This is a genomic window from Candidatus Poriferisocius sp. (assembly GCF_965204145.1).
Taxonomy (GTDB): Bacteria; Actinomycetota; Acidimicrobiia; order Acidimicrobiales; family Bin134; genus Poriferisocius.
In genome coordinates this window covers 915,018-930,893 of the sequence record NZ_OZ241977.1, presented here as the reverse complement: position 1 = coordinate 930,893, position 15,876 = coordinate 915,018, and the positions used below count along the sequence as shown (strand labels likewise).

Annotated in this window: 17 protein-coding genes; 8 read left to right on the top strand and 9 right to left on the bottom strand. The window is 65.8% G+C overall.

Features of this window, described 5'->3' with window-relative positions; all coding sequences use genetic code 11:
• Positions 1-33: 33 nt before the first annotated feature.
• The 5 genes from ACOGI7_RS04115 to ccmA are packed head-to-tail and all read right to left on the bottom strand — an operon-like array spanning position 34 to position 2,886.
• Complete coding sequence (locus ACOGI7_RS04115; RefSeq protein WP_419850656.1) at positions 34-588, bottom strand: cytochrome c maturation protein CcmE; 555 nt, start codon at positions 586-588, stop codon at positions 34-36.
• Complete coding sequence (locus tag ACOGI7_RS04110) at positions 581-727, bottom strand: hypothetical protein (RefSeq protein ID WP_419850655.1); 147 nt, start codon at positions 725-727, stop codon at positions 581-583. The genes ACOGI7_RS04115 and ACOGI7_RS04110 overlap by 8 nt, the downstream gene beginning before the upstream one ends.
• Positions 724-1,527, bottom strand: a complete 804-nt coding sequence (ccsA, locus tag ACOGI7_RS04105; protein ID WP_419850654.1) for a cytochrome c biogenesis protein CcsA — start codon at positions 1,525-1,527, stop codon at positions 724-726. The genes ACOGI7_RS04110 and ccsA overlap by 4 nt, the downstream gene beginning before the upstream one ends.
• Complete coding sequence (locus tag ACOGI7_RS04100; RefSeq protein ID WP_419850653.1) at positions 1,524-2,192, bottom strand: heme exporter protein CcmB; 669 nt, start codon at positions 2,190-2,192, stop codon at positions 1,524-1,526. Before ACOGI7_RS04100 ends, ccsA begins: the two co-directional genes overlap by 4 nt.
• A complete protein-coding gene (gene ccmA, locus ACOGI7_RS04095) occupies positions 2,182-2,886 on the bottom strand; it encodes a heme ABC exporter ATP-binding protein CcmA (protein ID WP_419850652.1) in 705 nt (234 codons plus the stop codon). Before ccmA ends, ACOGI7_RS04100 begins: the two co-directional genes overlap by 11 nt.
• A gap of 342 nt (positions 2,887-3,228) precedes the next feature.
• Between ccmA and ACOGI7_RS04090 the strand changes: the two genes are divergently transcribed.
• The 6 genes from ACOGI7_RS04090 (at position 3,229) to ACOGI7_RS04065 (ending at position 7,406) form a co-directional block, all read left to right on the top strand.
• Entirely contained in the window at positions 3,229-4,236 is a 1,008-nt protein-coding gene (locus tag ACOGI7_RS04090; protein WP_419850651.1) for a D-2-hydroxyacid dehydrogenase, read from the top strand.
• Positions 4,233-5,438: a CaiB/BaiF CoA transferase family protein gene (locus ACOGI7_RS04085; protein ID WP_419850650.1), complete on the top strand. Its 1,206-nt coding sequence runs from the start codon at positions 4,233-4,235 to the stop codon at positions 5,436-5,438. Before ACOGI7_RS04090 ends, ACOGI7_RS04085 begins: the two co-directional genes overlap by 4 nt.
• Positions 5,439-5,610: 172 nt before the next feature.
• Positions 5,611-5,910, top strand: a complete 300-nt coding sequence (locus tag ACOGI7_RS04080; protein ID WP_419850649.1) for a hypothetical protein — start codon at positions 5,611-5,613, stop codon at positions 5,908-5,910.
• Positions 5,861-6,145 carry a hypothetical protein gene (locus ACOGI7_RS04075; protein ID WP_419851451.1) on the top strand — a complete coding sequence of 95 codons (285 nt, stop codon included), beginning with the start codon at positions 5,861-5,863 and terminating at the stop codon, positions 6,143-6,145. Before ACOGI7_RS04080 ends, ACOGI7_RS04075 begins: the two co-directional genes overlap by 50 nt.
• A gap of 184 nt (positions 6,146-6,329) precedes the next feature.
• On the top strand, positions 6,330-6,653 hold the full coding sequence (locus ACOGI7_RS04070) for a hypothetical protein (protein WP_419850648.1): 324 nt from the start codon (positions 6,330-6,332) through the stop codon (positions 6,651-6,653).
• Between the two features lie 21 nt (positions 6,654-6,674).
• A complete protein-coding gene (locus tag ACOGI7_RS04065; RefSeq protein ID WP_419850647.1) occupies positions 6,675-7,406 on the top strand; it encodes an SCO6745 family protein in 732 nt (243 codons plus the stop codon).
• 9 nt (positions 7,407-7,415) lie between these two features.
• On the opposite strand, the gene ACOGI7_RS04060 is transcribed toward ACOGI7_RS04065, so the two are convergent.
• The 4 genes from ACOGI7_RS04060 to ACOGI7_RS04045 are packed head-to-tail and all read right to left on the bottom strand — an operon-like array spanning position 7,416 to position 13,830.
• Positions 7,416-9,077, bottom strand: coding sequence for an AMP-binding protein (locus ACOGI7_RS04060; RefSeq protein WP_419850646.1), 1,662 nt, complete (start codon positions 9,075-9,077; stop codon positions 7,416-7,418).
• Between the two features lie 33 nt (positions 9,078-9,110).
• Positions 9,111-10,649, bottom strand: coding sequence for a DUF5719 family protein (locus ACOGI7_RS04055; RefSeq protein WP_419850645.1), 1,539 nt, complete (start codon positions 10,647-10,649; stop codon positions 9,111-9,113).
• Positions 10,646-13,489, bottom strand: a complete 2,844-nt coding sequence (locus tag ACOGI7_RS04050; RefSeq protein ID WP_419850644.1) for a glycosyltransferase — start codon at positions 13,487-13,489, stop codon at positions 10,646-10,648. The genes ACOGI7_RS04055 and ACOGI7_RS04050 overlap by 4 nt, the downstream gene beginning before the upstream one ends.
• Complete coding sequence (locus tag ACOGI7_RS04045; RefSeq protein ID WP_419850643.1) at positions 13,489-13,830, bottom strand: hypothetical protein; 342 nt, start codon at positions 13,828-13,830, stop codon at positions 13,489-13,491. The genes ACOGI7_RS04050 and ACOGI7_RS04045 overlap by 1 nt, the downstream gene beginning before the upstream one ends.
• 134 nt (positions 13,831-13,964) lie before the next feature.
• Here ACOGI7_RS04045 and ACOGI7_RS04040 point away from each other — a divergent pair, with 134 nt between their 5' ends.
• The gene (locus tag ACOGI7_RS04040; protein ID WP_419850642.1) at positions 13,965-14,891 is read left to right on the top strand and encodes a GDP-mannose 4,6-dehydratase; all 927 of its coding nucleotides are present in this window, start codon (positions 13,965-13,967) and stop codon (positions 14,889-14,891) included.
• Entirely contained in the window at positions 14,884-15,867 is a 984-nt protein-coding gene (gene gmd, locus ACOGI7_RS04035) for a GDP-mannose 4,6-dehydratase (protein WP_419850641.1), read from the top strand. Before ACOGI7_RS04040 ends, gmd begins: the two co-directional genes overlap by 8 nt.
• The last annotated feature ends 9 nt before the right edge of the window (positions 15,868-15,876 follow it).

Here is a 15,876-nt window from a genome sequence, read left to right as displayed (position 1 = left end):
TCAGCTCATCCTTCGGGAGGCAGCGGCCACCGGTCATTCGTATTGCCCGCGCTCTTCGGCGTCTTCGATGCGGTCTTGGTTCTCCACCCGGTAGTCGTTGTCGTGTTTGACCAGCATCCGATCGCTGGCGAAGTACCAGCCGTCGTCGGCCACCCCGGCATAGGCGCTGCTACGCACCCAATGGCCGTCGATGACCACCGGCACCTCGGGCTGGAATTGGTCGGACGTCGCACCCGTATGGACCACGTCGGCCACCACCCCGTCGAGGGTCACCGAGAAGGCCACCGCCGGGCGACCGTCGTCCAAGGTGATGTTCTTCGGCGAGCCGCTCACCGGGGACCCGATCATCCGGAACCGGTCGTCGCCCAACTCCTCCCGGAGCTCAACCGCATTGTCCACCTCTCGGAATACCAGGGTGGCATCGGCCAGAACCCTCCAAAGGACAAGCCCGATGGCCAAAGCCACGACTGCCACCACCAATACCGGCGCCCAGCGCCGGATACCCCGGCGGGCAGGGCGGGCAGGGCGGGGGCTGAGGTCCATCGCCTCGCCGGGATCGACTGTGTCCTCGGGGGGAGCGTCAGTCATTGGGCATCATCCAGCGGCGGCGGTTCTCGGGCACCCGCCGGCTCAGCGACCGGCCCCGCACCAGCACCCAACCCGCGTACGCCACCACCGCGGCCACCGATATGCCCCAACCGGCGATGAGATAGCCCATATGCGTCATAGATATCCGTCCTGCATATTCGACTCTGCTCGCCGTTCTTCCAAAGCCTCGTCCACTTCGAGCTGTTCTATCTGGCTCTGAAGGTAGGACAGGCGGAAGCGGTGCAGCAGCAGCCAGGCGAACAGCACCATGCCCACCGCGAACGAGAACGACAGAGTGAACAGAGTCTCGTCTCTGATCTTGCGAGCGATGAGCGTGGACTGCTGGTGCAGGGTGCGGTTCTCCCACCAGTCCACCGAGCGGTTCACAATCACGATGTTTACTGCCCCCACCAGGGCGATCACCACCGAACGACGGGCCTTCACCGCGGCGTCGGCGGGGATGCGCCGCACGGCCAGATAGCCGATGAACACCAGCACCATCACCAGAGTGGTCACCAGGCGAACATCGCCCCACTCCCACCACGTCTGCCAGGTGGGGCGGCCCCAGATGGAGCCGGTCACCAGGGTGAGCACCCCGAACACCACGCCGATCTCGGCCGAGGCGTGGGCCATCATGTCCCACCAATCGGTGCGCCACCGCAGATAGGCCAGGCTGGCCAAGAAGGTCAGCCCGAAACCGGTGTAGGCCAAGATGGCCGACGGCACATGCACGAACATCAGGCGCACCGCGTCGAACTGGCCCACCACGTCGCCCTGCTCGGTGATGCGGGTGTCCTCGGGTACCCAGGCGAAGGCCAGCGCCACCAGCACCGCAAAACCGGCCAGCGTCAGCCAGCCCAGCACTTTCGTGGCCCTCGACGACGTGGTCGCCGGGATGCCGTCGCCGGTCCCCGTCGACTCGGTGGTTGCCGTGGTCACGCTTCCTCCAAGAGAGCCCCGTAGCTCAGGGCTCCGAATACCCCATAGATTGCGGCGAAACCGGCCAAAAGGCCCAACCAGGCCCAACCTTCCGCACCGGCCACCCCGAATGCGTCTTGAAACGCCCTAGTGGCGCCGATGAGCACCGGGGCTACCACCGGCAGCAACAGCACCGGCAAAAGGGTCTCCCGCACCCCGAGTCCGGCCACCAGCGCTCCGTACAGAGTGCCCGCGGTGGCCACTCCAGCGGCCGCGGCCAGCCCGGCGCACACCAGCAGGCCATAGCGGTACACGGTCACGTCGAACAGCAGAACAACCCCCGCCCCCAACAGCACCTCCAGCACCACCAGTTGGACGGCGATGGCGGCCGCCTTGCCCCCGAACACCGAAATGGGGTCGATGCCCGACAACAGCAGCCGGTCGGCAGCCCCGTCGGCCAAATCCACTGCGAACGAGCGGCCAATGGCCAGCAGCGAGGCCAACAGCACCGTCACCCAGAACAGCCCCGGCGCATAAGTGCGCAGGGCCTCTTGGTCGGTGTCCAGCGCGAAGGCGAACAGCACCAGCACCGTGACCGCGAACGGCACGATCTGGTTGAGCCCCACCCGAGAGCGCATCTCGATCCGCAGATCCTTGCCCGCGATCAGCCATGCATCACGAAACACGGCGGTCGTCCTCTGCGTCCGAAGGAAAATCCGGGTTCTGAGAATCAGTCGGGTCGTCACCCCGCACCATGCCCCCGACCACGCTCACCACCCGAGGCTCCAGCACCGCAATGCGCTCCAGCTCATGGGTGGCCAACACCACCGTGGCCCCCGCCCCAGCCGCACCGCGCACCAGCGTGTCCACGGTGTCGCGGGTCTGCTGGTCCAGACCGGCATGGGGTTCGTCCAGCAGCCACAGCTCGGGCCGCCGCACCACAAGCGAGGCGATCGAGGCCCGCCGGCGCTGACCGGCCGACAACCGTGCCACCCGGGTGTCGGCCAGCCGCCCGGTGAGCGAGAGCCGCTCCAGTGCCTCATCGACTTCTTGGCGGCCTGCCCCCGCGGCTCGGGCCCAAAAGGCCACGTTCTCGGTGACCGTGAGGTCGTCGTACAGCCCGGTGCGATGGCCCAGCAGCGCCACTCGGCGGCGAACCATTCGCCGCTCCGAGCTCAGATCATGACCCAGCACCCAGCCCTGGCCGGTGGAAAGCGCGCACAGCCCGGCGCAGAGGCGCAGCAGGGTGGTCTTTCCCGCCCCATTGGGCCCTTTCAGCAGGACGATCTCCCCCGGCGTGATGTCGAGATCAACTCCGGCCAAGGCGGGAAACCGCCCCAACAACGTCACAGCGGCCCGGAGCCGGACAGCAGATTCCACAACTCCACTCAGGCTACAGGGGTGCTCTCACAACGCAGAAACCAAGCAAACCGCGGCATCTGTTTCCCCAGCTAGCCAGGATCTCACGAAAGACCGAAGCAATCTGAAAGTTCAGATAATTCGCTTGCCCACCGCTAGGTGTTGGGCTAGCTTTCGGAACTAGCCCTGATGGGCGGGGAGAGTGGACCTCCCCGCCCTAAGGCTTGCCCTAGCCAGGGGCAAGCCCCGCTTGGAGTATTCCAGTGGGGCTTGCCTGAGTCAATAGTGAATGAAAATTATTGATATAGACTATTTTTCTTCACTGTCTTCTAGCTAGCCCATCGGTGCCATAACATCCACGAGGTGTTCGCGCTAGTGACCGAGAAGGCCTATGGGCAGCACCGGTCCTATTTCGACGCTCTCGACAACGAGGATCACGGCCTCCAGTGGCTGCGTCTGGCCGACGACGGCGTGCTCCATGGCCCCTCCAACGCCCACCCCGAGGTGGGGTGGCTGTCAAGCGACGTGTTCTTCGGTGGGCTGATCGACCGGTTCTTCGAGATTGTGGAGGCCGCGCCCGAATTCCGTTGGCTCCAGTCGGCAGCCGCCGGGGTAGATCTCAAGGAGTACCAACGGCTCATGAGCCGAGGGGCTCGAATGTGCAATGCCCATCTCACCGCTATCCCCATCGCCGAATTCGTGCTGCGGGCCGTGCTCGATGTGTTCCAAGACGCCGGACGCTGGCGGGCCGCCCAGGCCGAAATCCGTTGGGAGCATCACAATTTCCGGGAGGTTTGGCGATCCCGCTGGCTGATCATCGGCCTCGGGGCCATCGGCGCCGAGACCGCCCGTCGAGCCCAAGCGTTCGAGGCCCACATCACCGGCGTGCGCCGCCACCCAACTGGCGACGAGCCGGTGGACGCCATGATCTCGCCCGCCGAGATGCCCGCTGCCCTGCCCGAGGCCGACGTGGTGGTGCTGGCCGCCCCCGCCACCCCTGAAACTGAGAACCTGGTGGACGAGAACTTCTTGTCGGCCATGAAGCCTGGGTCGGTGCTGGTGAACATCGCCCGAGGCAAGCTGGTCGACGATGAGGCCCTGCTGCGGGCCTTGGAGGGCGACCGCTTGGCCACCGCCATTCTGGATGTGTTCAACACCGAACCTCTGGAACCCGACCACCCTTATTGGACTCATCCCAAGGTGGTGCTCACCCCCCATTCCTCCGGCGGGGGCATCGGGCGCTGGGATCGAGGCGCGGAGCTGTTCTGCGACAACCTCCGGCGCCTGCTGGCCGGTGAGCCGCTCGTCAACGAGGTGTCGTCTATGCAATTGCTCACCACCGACCTCCCCTTCGCCTTGGGTAGCCAATGACGCAATCCGGAGGAGCGCTCGCCGGCCTTCGGGTGCTGGACATCTCGTCGTTCCTGGCCGCGCCTCAGGTAGCCACCTTCTTGGGCGACTTCGGCGCCGATGTCATCAAGATCGAACCACCGTCCGGCGAGGCCCTACGCCGCATCGGGGCCAGCCGCAACGGGGAGTCGCTGGTGTGGGCCATGGTGTCGCGCAACAAGCGGGTCATCACCTGCGACCTGAACCAGCCTGAGGGCCGCGACATCCTCCGCCAGCTTGTAGCCCAAGTGAACGTGCTGGTCCACAACTACTCCCCCGCCATGCTCGAGCGCTGGGACTGCACCTGGGAGCAGATGCGGGCCATCAATCCCGATCTGGTCATGGTGTCGGTCAGCCCCTACGGGCATACCGGCCCGCTGGCCGACCGGCCCGGCGCGGGCACCATGGCCGAGGCCTTCGCCGGGCTCACTCACATGACCGGCGAGGCCGACGGGCCGCCCATGCTCACCTCCATCCCGCTGGGCGACACCCTCACCGGGATCTTCGGCCTCATCGGCGCGCTGGTGGCCTGCTACGGCCGGGATGTGAATGGCCTCGGCGGACAGCATGTGGACGTGTCGATGTACGAGCCCATCTTGACCCTGATGGGCAGCACCCTGGCCGCCTGGGACCCCGACGGTGACGACCCTCCCCCGGCACGATTCGGCTCCCGCTTGGAGACCGGCGTCCCCCGCAACATCTACCGCACCGCCGATGATCGCTACCTGTGCCTGTCGGGCACCACCGACCGCCAAGTGGAGCGCATCCTCACCCTCACCGGACGAGACGGCCCCGAAGACCAGGCCAAATTCGCCCGCATGGCCGACCGCCTGGCCCACAACGACGAGCTCGACACCCTGGTGGCCGACTGGATTGCCGAACGCACGCTGGAAGAGGCCATAGCCGTCTTCGTCGAGGCCCGCATCCCAGTGGCTCCGGTTCACGACCTGCCCGGCCTCCTGGCCGACGCCCAGGTGCAGGCCCGCAACAGCGTCACCCTGGTGCCCCACGAAGTGCTGGGATCGGTGCCCATGCCCTCCCCCGCCCCCACCCTCAGCGAGACCCCCGGCACCATCGACCACCCCGGCCCCCCGATAGGCGCCCACAACGCCGAGGTCTACGCCGAACTGCTCCGCTGGGACGACGACCGCCTCGCCCAAGCCAAGGCCGACGGCCTCGTCTGACCCCATCACTCCTCACTCTGGCGCTGTCCGCGGCCTTGGCACCGTTGATGCGGCATAAAGTGACAGTCCGGTTACTCAAACACGTTGGAACCAAACATCGCAGCTAGACGTTTGTCTAGAAGAGACCCCAGCTAGACGTCTATCTGGAACACCAAAAAAACAACAAAGCACTATGTTCAGCAACATCAAGAATCTTCTCGTCGTCGCACTCGTCACGGTCGCGCTGGTAGCAGGAGCCATCACCTCGGCTGCGAGCACTGCTTCGGCACAACAAGCACCCACCCAACGGGACGTCGCCGTGCGTGACCAGTTGGTCCGCGCCCAGGAATCGCTGCTCAACGCCTACCGCTGCCGATTCAACATCGACACCCACGCCGTCCCCGGGGGCTGTCTAGACGGGCAGCCCCCCTCAGACTCCTCCAATCCCGTGCGGGCTGCGCACCAACCTGACCATCACCTGCTGGGGCGATAACGACAAGGGGCAAGCCAACCCGCCCCGCGGCCAATTCACTGCTATCGCTAGTTCCGGCATCCACTCGTGCGCCCTCCGCCCAAACAAGACCGTCACCTGCTGGGGTCAAAACGCCTCGGGCGTAGCCGACGCACCCAGCGGCCAGTTCATCGCCGTCGCAACCGGCGGCCAGCATTCCTGCGGCATCCGCGCCGACCGGACCACCGTCACATGTTGGGGAACTGTGCCTGAATAGAGGACCGGCAACTGTGACAATCCGCATTTGAGGGTCCGGCTCAGGCAAGATAGGCCAGTTTCGTCTCACTCGTTTGATTGTTGCTGGCAAGAACTGCTGCCGTTAGCCTGCAAATGGCATCGGAACCGGCATCGGCCTTATCGGCACCAGGGTTCCCCCTCTATAGCCATAGAAGGACCCCGACATGCCGGTCAGCGAAATACAGCGCACCGAGCTGGTGAACCGCTTGGTCACCGTTATAGGAGAGGAGCCCACTGAAACCCTAATGCAGTGCATCCTCCCCGAAGGGCGTGATCAACTCGCCACCAAAGACGACCTGAGGGTGCTCGAAACCACCTTGCGAGGTGAGTTCGCCGAGCACCGGGCGGAGAATCGCGCCGAGTTCGCGGAACTCCGGGCCTACATCGACTCCTCATTGGCCAAGCAGACGCGCCTCAACATCATGATGTTCGCTGGATTCCTGCTCACCAACTGGGGCCTTGTGCTTCCCTTCCTCATCGCCTCATAGCACCAGATAGGCTGCGGCGCCATGACCCCAGAGGAAGTGGCGGCTGCCACTGCGCTCCCTATCGCTGGTCTCGGACGCAGCTATTACTTCAGCGAAACGACGAACGCCGCTCTGGCGGAAGCCGGCTTTTCCGGGTTATCCGGATATGTGGGTGGCCGAGGCGGGGTCTTGGGTGATGTGGCTGCCGACGTGGTGGTGTCGGCTTTCGCCCTGTTCAGCCCATCTTTTGTCGAGATGGGCTGGAGCCAGACCAAGGAGCAGGGGTCGCCGCCGGATGCGGCTGCGGCTCTTGCCAGCGGCATCGGCCAGTGGGCCAGCGACACGTTCGGGCACCTCGACGGCCTGGCCGACTTCGCCTCCGCAGCCCGGGCGGTGTTCGATGCCACCGACCCGATGAGCCAGGTTCTGTACGCCGGGTGGAAGGCCATGCCCGTGCCCGATGATCCGGCCGCGGCGACCGGCCTCGCCCTCCAGACTTTGCGCGAACTGCGATTCGGATTCCACATACATGGGCTGAGCGCGGTGGGGATGTCCCCCGTCGAGGCTGTGGTCGCCCAACTCGGGTCCGAGCAGGCCCAGATGTTCGGTTGGCCCGGACCCTTCCCCGACCCCGAGCCCCTCAAAGCAGTACACCAGCGGGCTGAGGAGATCACTTCGGCCCGGATGAACGAGGTCTACGAGGCCATCGACGCCGGCCAACGGTCCCACATGGCGGCCACCGTCGCGGCCATCGCCGAAATCGCCCTGGGCTAGGCGTCCAAGCTAGACGTCCAAGACCGACAGGCGGTCCCGAGCCTCGAACTCGGCCCTGATCGCCGCTACATCCCCAGCAGCCAGCCGCCGATAACCGTCGCCATCACGCACCCAGGTCTCGTCGCCCGACTCCCAGCGCTCCCGGCGCAGGGCGCGCTTGAGGATCTTGTTGGTCTCGGTCTGGGGCAGGGTGTCGGCCCAGCGCACGTAACGGGGGGCCCACTTGGTGCCCAGATCGTCCTGGCCGGCCAAGAACTCCACGAACCCCTCCGGGTCGAAGACCGCACCCGGGCGGCGCACCACCGCGGCCATCACGTCGTCGCCCACCGATGGGCTGGGCACGGCGTACACCGCGGCCAGGTCGATGTCGGGATGGCGCACCAGAATGCGCTCCACCGGGGCCGCCGCGAAGTTCTCCCCGTCTACCCGCAGCCAGTCGAAGTTGCGGCCGGCGAAATACACAAACCCCTCGGCATCCCGATAGGCCAGATCGCCCGACCAGTAGATGCCGTCGTGAGTGCGCTCCTCATCGGCCTCGGGGTTGTTCCAATAGCCCTCGAACGTCGGCGCCGACACTACCGACACCAACTCGCCGATGGCCTCATCGGGATTGAGGAGCTTGCCGGTGTCGTCGAAAACGGCCAATGGCGCCTCCTCCCCGGTGTCGGGGTCGAGGACTTTCACGCTCTCATCGGCCCGACCCAAGGCGTTGGGCGGCGTGTCGGGGGTGCGGCTCACCGCCACACCTCCCTCCGTGGAGCCGTAGGAGTCCTCCACCGGGACCCCGAAGCGCTGGGAGAACCGCTCCAGGTCGTGGACCGCGCCCTCGTTGCCGAACACGATTCGCAAGGTGTTGTCGGCGTCGTCGGGCTGCTCGGGGGTGGCCAGGATGTAGGTGAGGGGCTTGCCCACATAGTTGAAATAGGTGACGCCAAAGCGACGCACATCGGGCAGAAAACCCGAGGCCGAGAACCGACGACGGAAGGTGGCGATGCCCCCCGCAGTCAGACACGGAACCCAGCCGGCCATCAGCGCATTGGAGTGGAACATGGGCATGGCCTGATAGAACACGTCGTCGGGCGTCAGCCTTCGCATCTCGGTGATCACCTGGCCGATCCGGGCCAGCCGGGCCTGCGAGCAGATGGCCGCCTTGGGGTCGCCAGTGGTGCCCGACGTGAACAGCAGCAGATAGGGGGCCAGCGGGTCGATCTCCACCGCCGGTGGCTCGACACCAGCGTGGGCAGACAGGGCGGCAGCCCAGTCCGGTGAGTCCACGTCCAACACTTTCCCGTTGGCCGCGCCCAAATCCAGTCCCTCCAAAAGCCCGCGGTGGCGGCTCTCGGTGACGATGACGCCGCAGTCGGCGTGAGTGATGTCGCGGGCCAGTTCCGCGCCCTGTCGGGTGGGGTTGATGCCCGCCACCGCTGCCCCGGCGACGGCCGCTCCTCCAAGCAGCATGGAGTACTCAGGCCCGTTGTCCAGCAGCGCACCCACGTGAAACGGGCCCTCTCCCCGACGGTCCAGCAGCAGGTGGGCTCGGGCCACGCACCCAGCGGTGAACTCCCGATAAGTGTGCTGTTCGTCCTCGAACAGCATGGCCAGGCCGTCGTCGTCGGCCCGGCTCAGCACCAAGTCTCGAACAGTGGGAAGGGTCTCGGCTGGAGCGTCCACAACCGGGGATCGTAGACAGGTCGAGCCAACCTGCTAAAACGCGGAGGGATCGAGCAGAATGGGATCGATGGGAACCGAATTGGCAGAGGCCGTTCCTGTGCCGTTCCGGGTCAGCAGCGAGCGGGACACGACAACCGGCTGGCTGGCCTCCACCAGCAACGCGTAGGAGCCACCGTCGATAAGCCGGTCCACCGGCACGACGAGGCGGCTGTGCGGGGCCACTTCTCGGGGATCGAGCTGATCGACCGGGGTTATTCTCCCGTCGGCGACCTGTGAAACGGTGATCCGCGCGATGGAGTCAGCCGACGGGTTCACCACCACCAGCACCACCCCCGCGCCGTCGGCCGTGTTCCCCGCCACCAGGTGGCGCATAGCGGTCACCGAGGTCCCCGCAGTGGTCGCCACCCCCGCGGGAGACTCTGCCGCCAACGCGGCAACCACCCGCTCGGCGACGATGGGAACCCCGTTGTACACCTGGACAGCGACCCAGAACCCCGCCCCTTCGGGCAGTAAATCCGCTGCGCTATAGGAGAAGGGCGCGGGTGGCACGGGGTAACCGCCCTGGTTCCCGAGCACCAGGACCACTCGCTGCTGGGAAGGCACCGACACTTCGAAAGGCGCCAAAGCATCGCCGATGCCGGACGCGTCCATCCGAATGCTGACATCGGCGGCTGCCGCCCGGTCTGAGGGGTTGTACAAGACGATGTGCTCAGCCACTTTCGCATCGGCAGGTCCGGTGGGGAACACCCATTGTGTCTGGGGTTCCGGGATTCCCGGCCCCGCCGTCAAGCCCTCCAACCCCTCGGTGCCGTCAAACAGCTGGAGCCTGCCGGCCACGACCCGTCCAGCCTGCGTCTCGACGGTGGTGGCGACCGACGAGAACCGGGGCACCAAGTCAGTGGCATTCACCACTACCAGCGAGCCAGCCGGAACCAGAACCCCTCGCAGCGCCTGCGGCTCGCGGATTCCCTCATCGGTGGAGAACGTGAACTTCACCACAGCTCGATCAGGGAAGGGGTTGAACAGAGTGAAGATCAGCCGAGCGTCTCGTCGAGTCGACCCGGCGGCGAAGTTCCAGACCACCGATGATCGGGTGGCACAGGGAACGACATCGATGCCGGTAGGCCCTTGTACCCGCTGTTCGACCACGGCGGAACCCGAGTCGACTTCCACCAGCGCCGCGGTGTACTGCGACTCCACGACCTCGGCGAGCCGAAGAGTGGCCTGCGACCTGGCCGGCACGTTCAGCAAGACCTTCTCGGGTCCGGCCGATGGCCTCACCGATCCAACCGGGGTCGACGGAAACACCGACACCGCGGCGGCCACCGCGATCTCAGTCGGATTGGCCACGATGACCGAGTGGTCGGCGAACTCGCCCGGCAGCGATGTTCCCTCGGAGCAGTACCAGACACCCGCTCGTGCGTTTGGCCCGGGCGCCGCGCTGACGACCGCCTGGGTGGTTCGGGCCAACCCAAACTCCTGCTCATCATCGCCCCGGTCGGCCACTGCCAACCCGATCACGGTGGCAAGGGCCACCACTACCAGCGGCCAGCGCATTACCTGGCTGCTCACCGGATCGCCCCCTGCCGACGACGCCAGTCACCGGTACTGAGACGGGCCATCCCCACAAGCCCCACCACCCACAACACGATCTGCACCGCCAGCAGCAACCGGGTCAATGCCGAGGCTCCGTCATCGGGCGAGGAGCCGATGGCTGTTCGCAGAGCCTCGGGACTTGCCGCCGTGTTGTGGTACGTGGCGATGCCCGCAGTCAGCCCTCCCGGTGCCAGATCGAGCTGGCTGTCGAGCGTGTCGAACAGCCATTCGGGAGCAGGCTGCGTCAGCTCGCCGTAGGGAGCGGGGGCCAAGCGCTCCGCCACCAAAATCGTGCCTATTCCCCACTGGGACAGTTCGGCACCCAATCGATTGGTGCCTGACTCCGGAGCTTTCAGCACCGCGTCGGGCACTTGGCCGGTGCGGTCATCCAGTCGGCCGGCCCAGCGCTGGGCCACGCTGGGATAGTCCCGGCCGCTGGAGACTGAGAATGACAGGTGCCCGTCCAGCTTCCAACTGGCCAGCGGCAATACGTCAGGGTGGCCGAGCCATAGAACCAGATGATCAGCTTCGCCCCCATCCTCGGAGAACGGTGCCACATCGGTGTAGTCGTCTCGGGTCGCGTTCCAGTCGCCCTCGGAAACCACCGCGAGGGCGGGCAGCATTCCCGCCACCAAAGCAGCAACTGCGGTAAAGGGCACCAACTGCCGCCACCCGAACCGGTGGCGGCGGATGTCCACCAAGAAGGCGGCCACACCCATGGACACCGCCATGGCCAAGCCCACTGCGCCGGGAATCTGTATTACCTCGGGCCGGGGCAAAGGCACTGTCGACCAATCCTGTTCGGCCACGAGAGCCACCGCCGCGGTGCCCAGGTAGAGCGTCCACCCCCGCACTGCCCATGCCAGCCGGGAGTCATGGGCCAAAGCGAGTGGGAGCACCGCCGCCGCTGGCAGGGCCCAGCCAAGCCGGTTGTCGCCAAACGGCCCGGTATCGAACCGCAGGATCTCCGCCCAAGAGTTTCCGCCATTCCCACCGGGCCGATCCCCAAGCAACGACGGCAGGCTGTCGGCGAGCCAAGGAAGATTCAACACCGCAGCGACGGCCGCTCCGGCTACCGCTACCGCCACCATGCGGGCCATTCCCTCGGCGGTACCGGCGATGAACGACCCCAGAATCAGACCGCCCAGCAGCAGGCCCATGACGATCAGTGCGTCCGAGGCCAATGCACCGGCCAAGCCGAACAGCAGCCCCACCGCAAGGGCTTCCCGCAGAAACGACAACCGGTGCGAGCCTGACCCACGACTGCCCCCCACCGAGCCGTAGGGGGCCAGTCTCGCTCCGGCCAACACGGCCCGCATCAGCCAAGGCACCGCTCCGTACATCAGCAGGGCGCTCCATACGCCGTTGGCCAGCGCGTTGTAAGGCAACGGATTGGCGAGATAGACAGCCAGCGCCACCCCTTGAATCCACAGGGAGTCGAAGGGGCGCATAAGCCGCCACACCCCCAGTGCCCCCAGTGGAACCATGCCCACGATCAACACCGTGCGCAGCAGGTCGGTCTCCCCCAAGAACAGCCAGCTCAGCAGGGTGAGCACCCCCAGGCCGGTGGGGGCAAACCCCTCCTGACCCAGTCCCACTGGTCGGAAATCGCTCCACCAGCCGCTCAAGAGGTCGGAACTCGACCCAAGCCGGGCCAGATCGCCCACCGCAGGAATGCCTCCGGCAACCAACTCGCGAGCCCCGAGCAGAACCAAGAGCACGGTGGCAAGCCCCACCATCACCGATGCCCGCGATCGGCTCAACCGGGCCAACAGGGCACTCCCAGGTGAATCCCCGTCACCGACGCCGCTCCTCAGGTTGGCCAAGAGTTTGGCCATCGGGGCAAAGCCCCGAGCCTGTGAAAGGCGGATATGGGTGTCCCCCACATGACGGGATTGACCCACGGCATGCCGTCGCCGGCGTATCGACCCCAACCGAACCAGGTTGTGCCCCCAGGCCGCCCCTATGTGGCGAGCCCGGGTGAGGTGCCCGGTAGCCAGCGCGGCCAGCACCTCGATAGCCGACAGCAACATCGCCTGGGGAATCACTCGCACCGAATGCCAAACGCCATACACCGACAGAAGGGTGCGAATCCGGTGGCGGCGGCTCAGCCTTTCGACTTGGGCCCCCGAAATGCGCTCGGTCAGACGCTGGCGATGGCGGACCGCTGCTGCTGGCGCCACCATGACCCTGGCCCCCACAGTGCGGGCCCGCCAACAAAGATCGACGTGCTCAAAACAGAACGACATGTCGGGATCGAATCCGCCGACGGCTCGAAAAAGGTCCCCGCGCACGAGAACGCAACCTCCGGGCACCGCGAACATGTCCTGGACCACATCGTGCTGCTCCTGGTCGAGCTCGCCGCTTTCCACCGTGGGAACCGCAACCCCGGTCTTGTCCACCATGAAGCCGACCTGGAGGATGCGGTCGGGGTCGTCCCAGTCCACATATTTGGGGCCCACAATTCCCGCGTTGGAGCGCACCGCCTCTTGGGCCAGCACGCGAAGGGCATCGGGCGCCAGCGCCACATCGTCGTGGCAGAAGACAAAGAAATCGGGAACCGAGTCGGCATCAAGCAGCACTTGGTTGGCCGCGGGGCCGAATCCCAGATTGGAATCCATCCGATGCACCGACGCCTCGGGCAAAAAACGCTGCACCCGGGCGGTGGGATCCGACTCGCTGCCCGCATCCACCACGGTCACATCTACAAATGGATGATCCTGCGCGGCAATCGACTCCAGCATCTCGTCGAACCACAGACCCGGGTCGTGGCTCACGATTACCACATGAATTCCGAAGTCGGCCTTGGCCTCCATCAGGTTTGTTCGGAGTGGCGTCCGACGAATTCCCGCAGGGCATCGGCCAGGGCCGGGGCCTGTTCAACCGCATCCGACAGCACAGCCAGCACTGAATCGGGAAGTTGTCGGGCCAGGTCAACCACCGCGTTGCGAACGTCTTCAGGCATTTGATCGGCGAGGTCGGAGAACGCGTCCCGCAGATCGTCGGGCATTTGCCCGACCAAATCCCGCCGGGCGGTTTGCACGCGATTGATGAACAACAGCCCGAGTCCCACCGCGGTGTAGATGCCATTGCGAATGCACTCGACCAGCGGATCTTCTTCCGGGCCCGGCTCCTGAGGCGGCTGCGGCTCGACCACCTCAACACCGTACCGGCCCGCCCCGCAGCAGAAGAGGCATGGCTCACGACTGGAAACCGGATCTGGCTCGCCGCGCCCGGGCCCAGAATCCCTTGGCACGGCAATTGTGTGCTCCAAGTGGCACACTCGTTGCGATGCGAGCCCTGGTTACCGGGTCGCGGGGTTTTGTTGGCACCCATCTCGTCGCTCACCTGAACGCCTGCGCCGACGATGTCATCGAGGTGGATCGCGTCATCGGCAGCCCTCCCATCGAGGATGCCAGCGCCATCGGCGAGCTGATCGCCGAGATCAAGCCCGATGTGGTTTACCACCTCGCGGGACAGAGCGATGTGGCCGCCTCCTGGGGCGACCCGATGGGAACGTTCCAGGTCAACGCCGATGGAACCCTGCATGTGGTGCGGGCCTGCATCGACGCCGGGGTCGACCGCTTGCTGTCGGTAACCAGCAGCGACATCTACGGCATGGTCGACCCCGACGATCTGCCCATTACCGAGCACGCCCCCCTCCGACCGGTCAACCCCTACGCCGCCAGCAAAGCCGCCGCCGAAATGGTGTGCATCCAGGGATTCTTGGGCCACGGCCTCGGGGTGATCCGGGCCCGAGCCTTCAATCACCTGGGCCCGGGCCAAAGCGAGCGTTTCCTGGCCCCGGCGCTGGCCGCCCGGATCGCCCGCAACGAGCGATCCGGAAACACCGCAGTCCCGGTGGGGAACCTCTCGGCCCGCCGCGATTTCACCGATGTGCGCGACGTGGTCCGGGCTTACCGCTTGCTCGCGATCGAGGGCGAGCCGGGCGAGGCCTACAACGTGTGTTCGGGCCGGGATGTGGCTGTGTCTGAGATTGCCGAAATCCTGCTGGACCTGGCCACGATCCCCATGACCCTTGAACAAGACGATCGCCTGTTCCGCCCGGTCGACTTGCCGGTCCAGCGGGGGGACAACGGCAAGCTCCGGGCCGCCACCGGCTGGGGCCCTGAGATCGCGCTGGTCGACACCCTGGCTGTCACACTCGAAGATGCCCGCAGCCGACAAACCGGCCAAACTGGTGACTCTGATGGCTGAGCGACGAGCGCTGATCACCGGGATCACGGGCCAAGATGGCTCCTATCTGGCCGAGTTCCTGCTCGACAGGGGCTACGAGGTGGTGGGCCTGGTCCGACGGTCCAGCATGGTCAGCTTCGAGCGCATCGCCCATCTCCAGAACCAGATCACCATCGTGAGCGGCGACCTGCTCGACGAGGCCTCTCTGATCGAGGCCTTGCAAATGCACCGACCTGCCGAGGTGTACAACCTGGCAGCCCAGTCGTTCGTGCAGACCTCGTTCGGCCAGCCAGTGCTCACCGGCGAGACCACCGCCTTGGGGGTCACTCGCCTGCTCGACGCCATCCGCATCGTCGACCGATCCATCCGCTTCTACCAGGCATCCAGCAGCGAGATGTTCGGCAAGGTCCGAGAGGTACCCCAAACCGAGTCGACCCCCTTCTACCCCCGCAGCCCGTACGGAGTGGCCAAGGTCTACGGCCACTGGATCACGGTGAACTACCGGGAGAGCTACGGCCTGCACGCCAGTTCGGGCATCTTGTTCAACCACGAGTCCCCCCGGCGGGGCCTGGAATTCGTCACCCGAAAGATCACGCACGCGGTGGCCTCGATCTTTCTGGGCCGTCAAGACGAACTGCGCCTGGGCAACCTCGACTCCAAGCGCGACTGGGGATATGCCGGCGACTACGTGAAGGCCATGTGGCTGATGCTTCAGCAAGACGAGCCGGGCGACTATGTGGTGTGCTCTGGGGAGACACACTCAGTGCGGGAGTTCTGCGAGCTGGCCTTCGCCCACTTGGGCATGGACTACCGCGACTTCGTGGTGATCGACGAGGCCTTCTTCCGCCCCGCCGAAGTCGACATGCTGGTGGGCGACCCCGGCCGGGCCACCTCGGTGCTGGGCTGGCACCGAGAGGTCGGGTTTCAAGATCTGGTGGCCATGATGGTGGACGCCGATTTGGACCTGCTCCAGGGCAAGCTGAAGGGGATTTCTTGATTGGTCCCC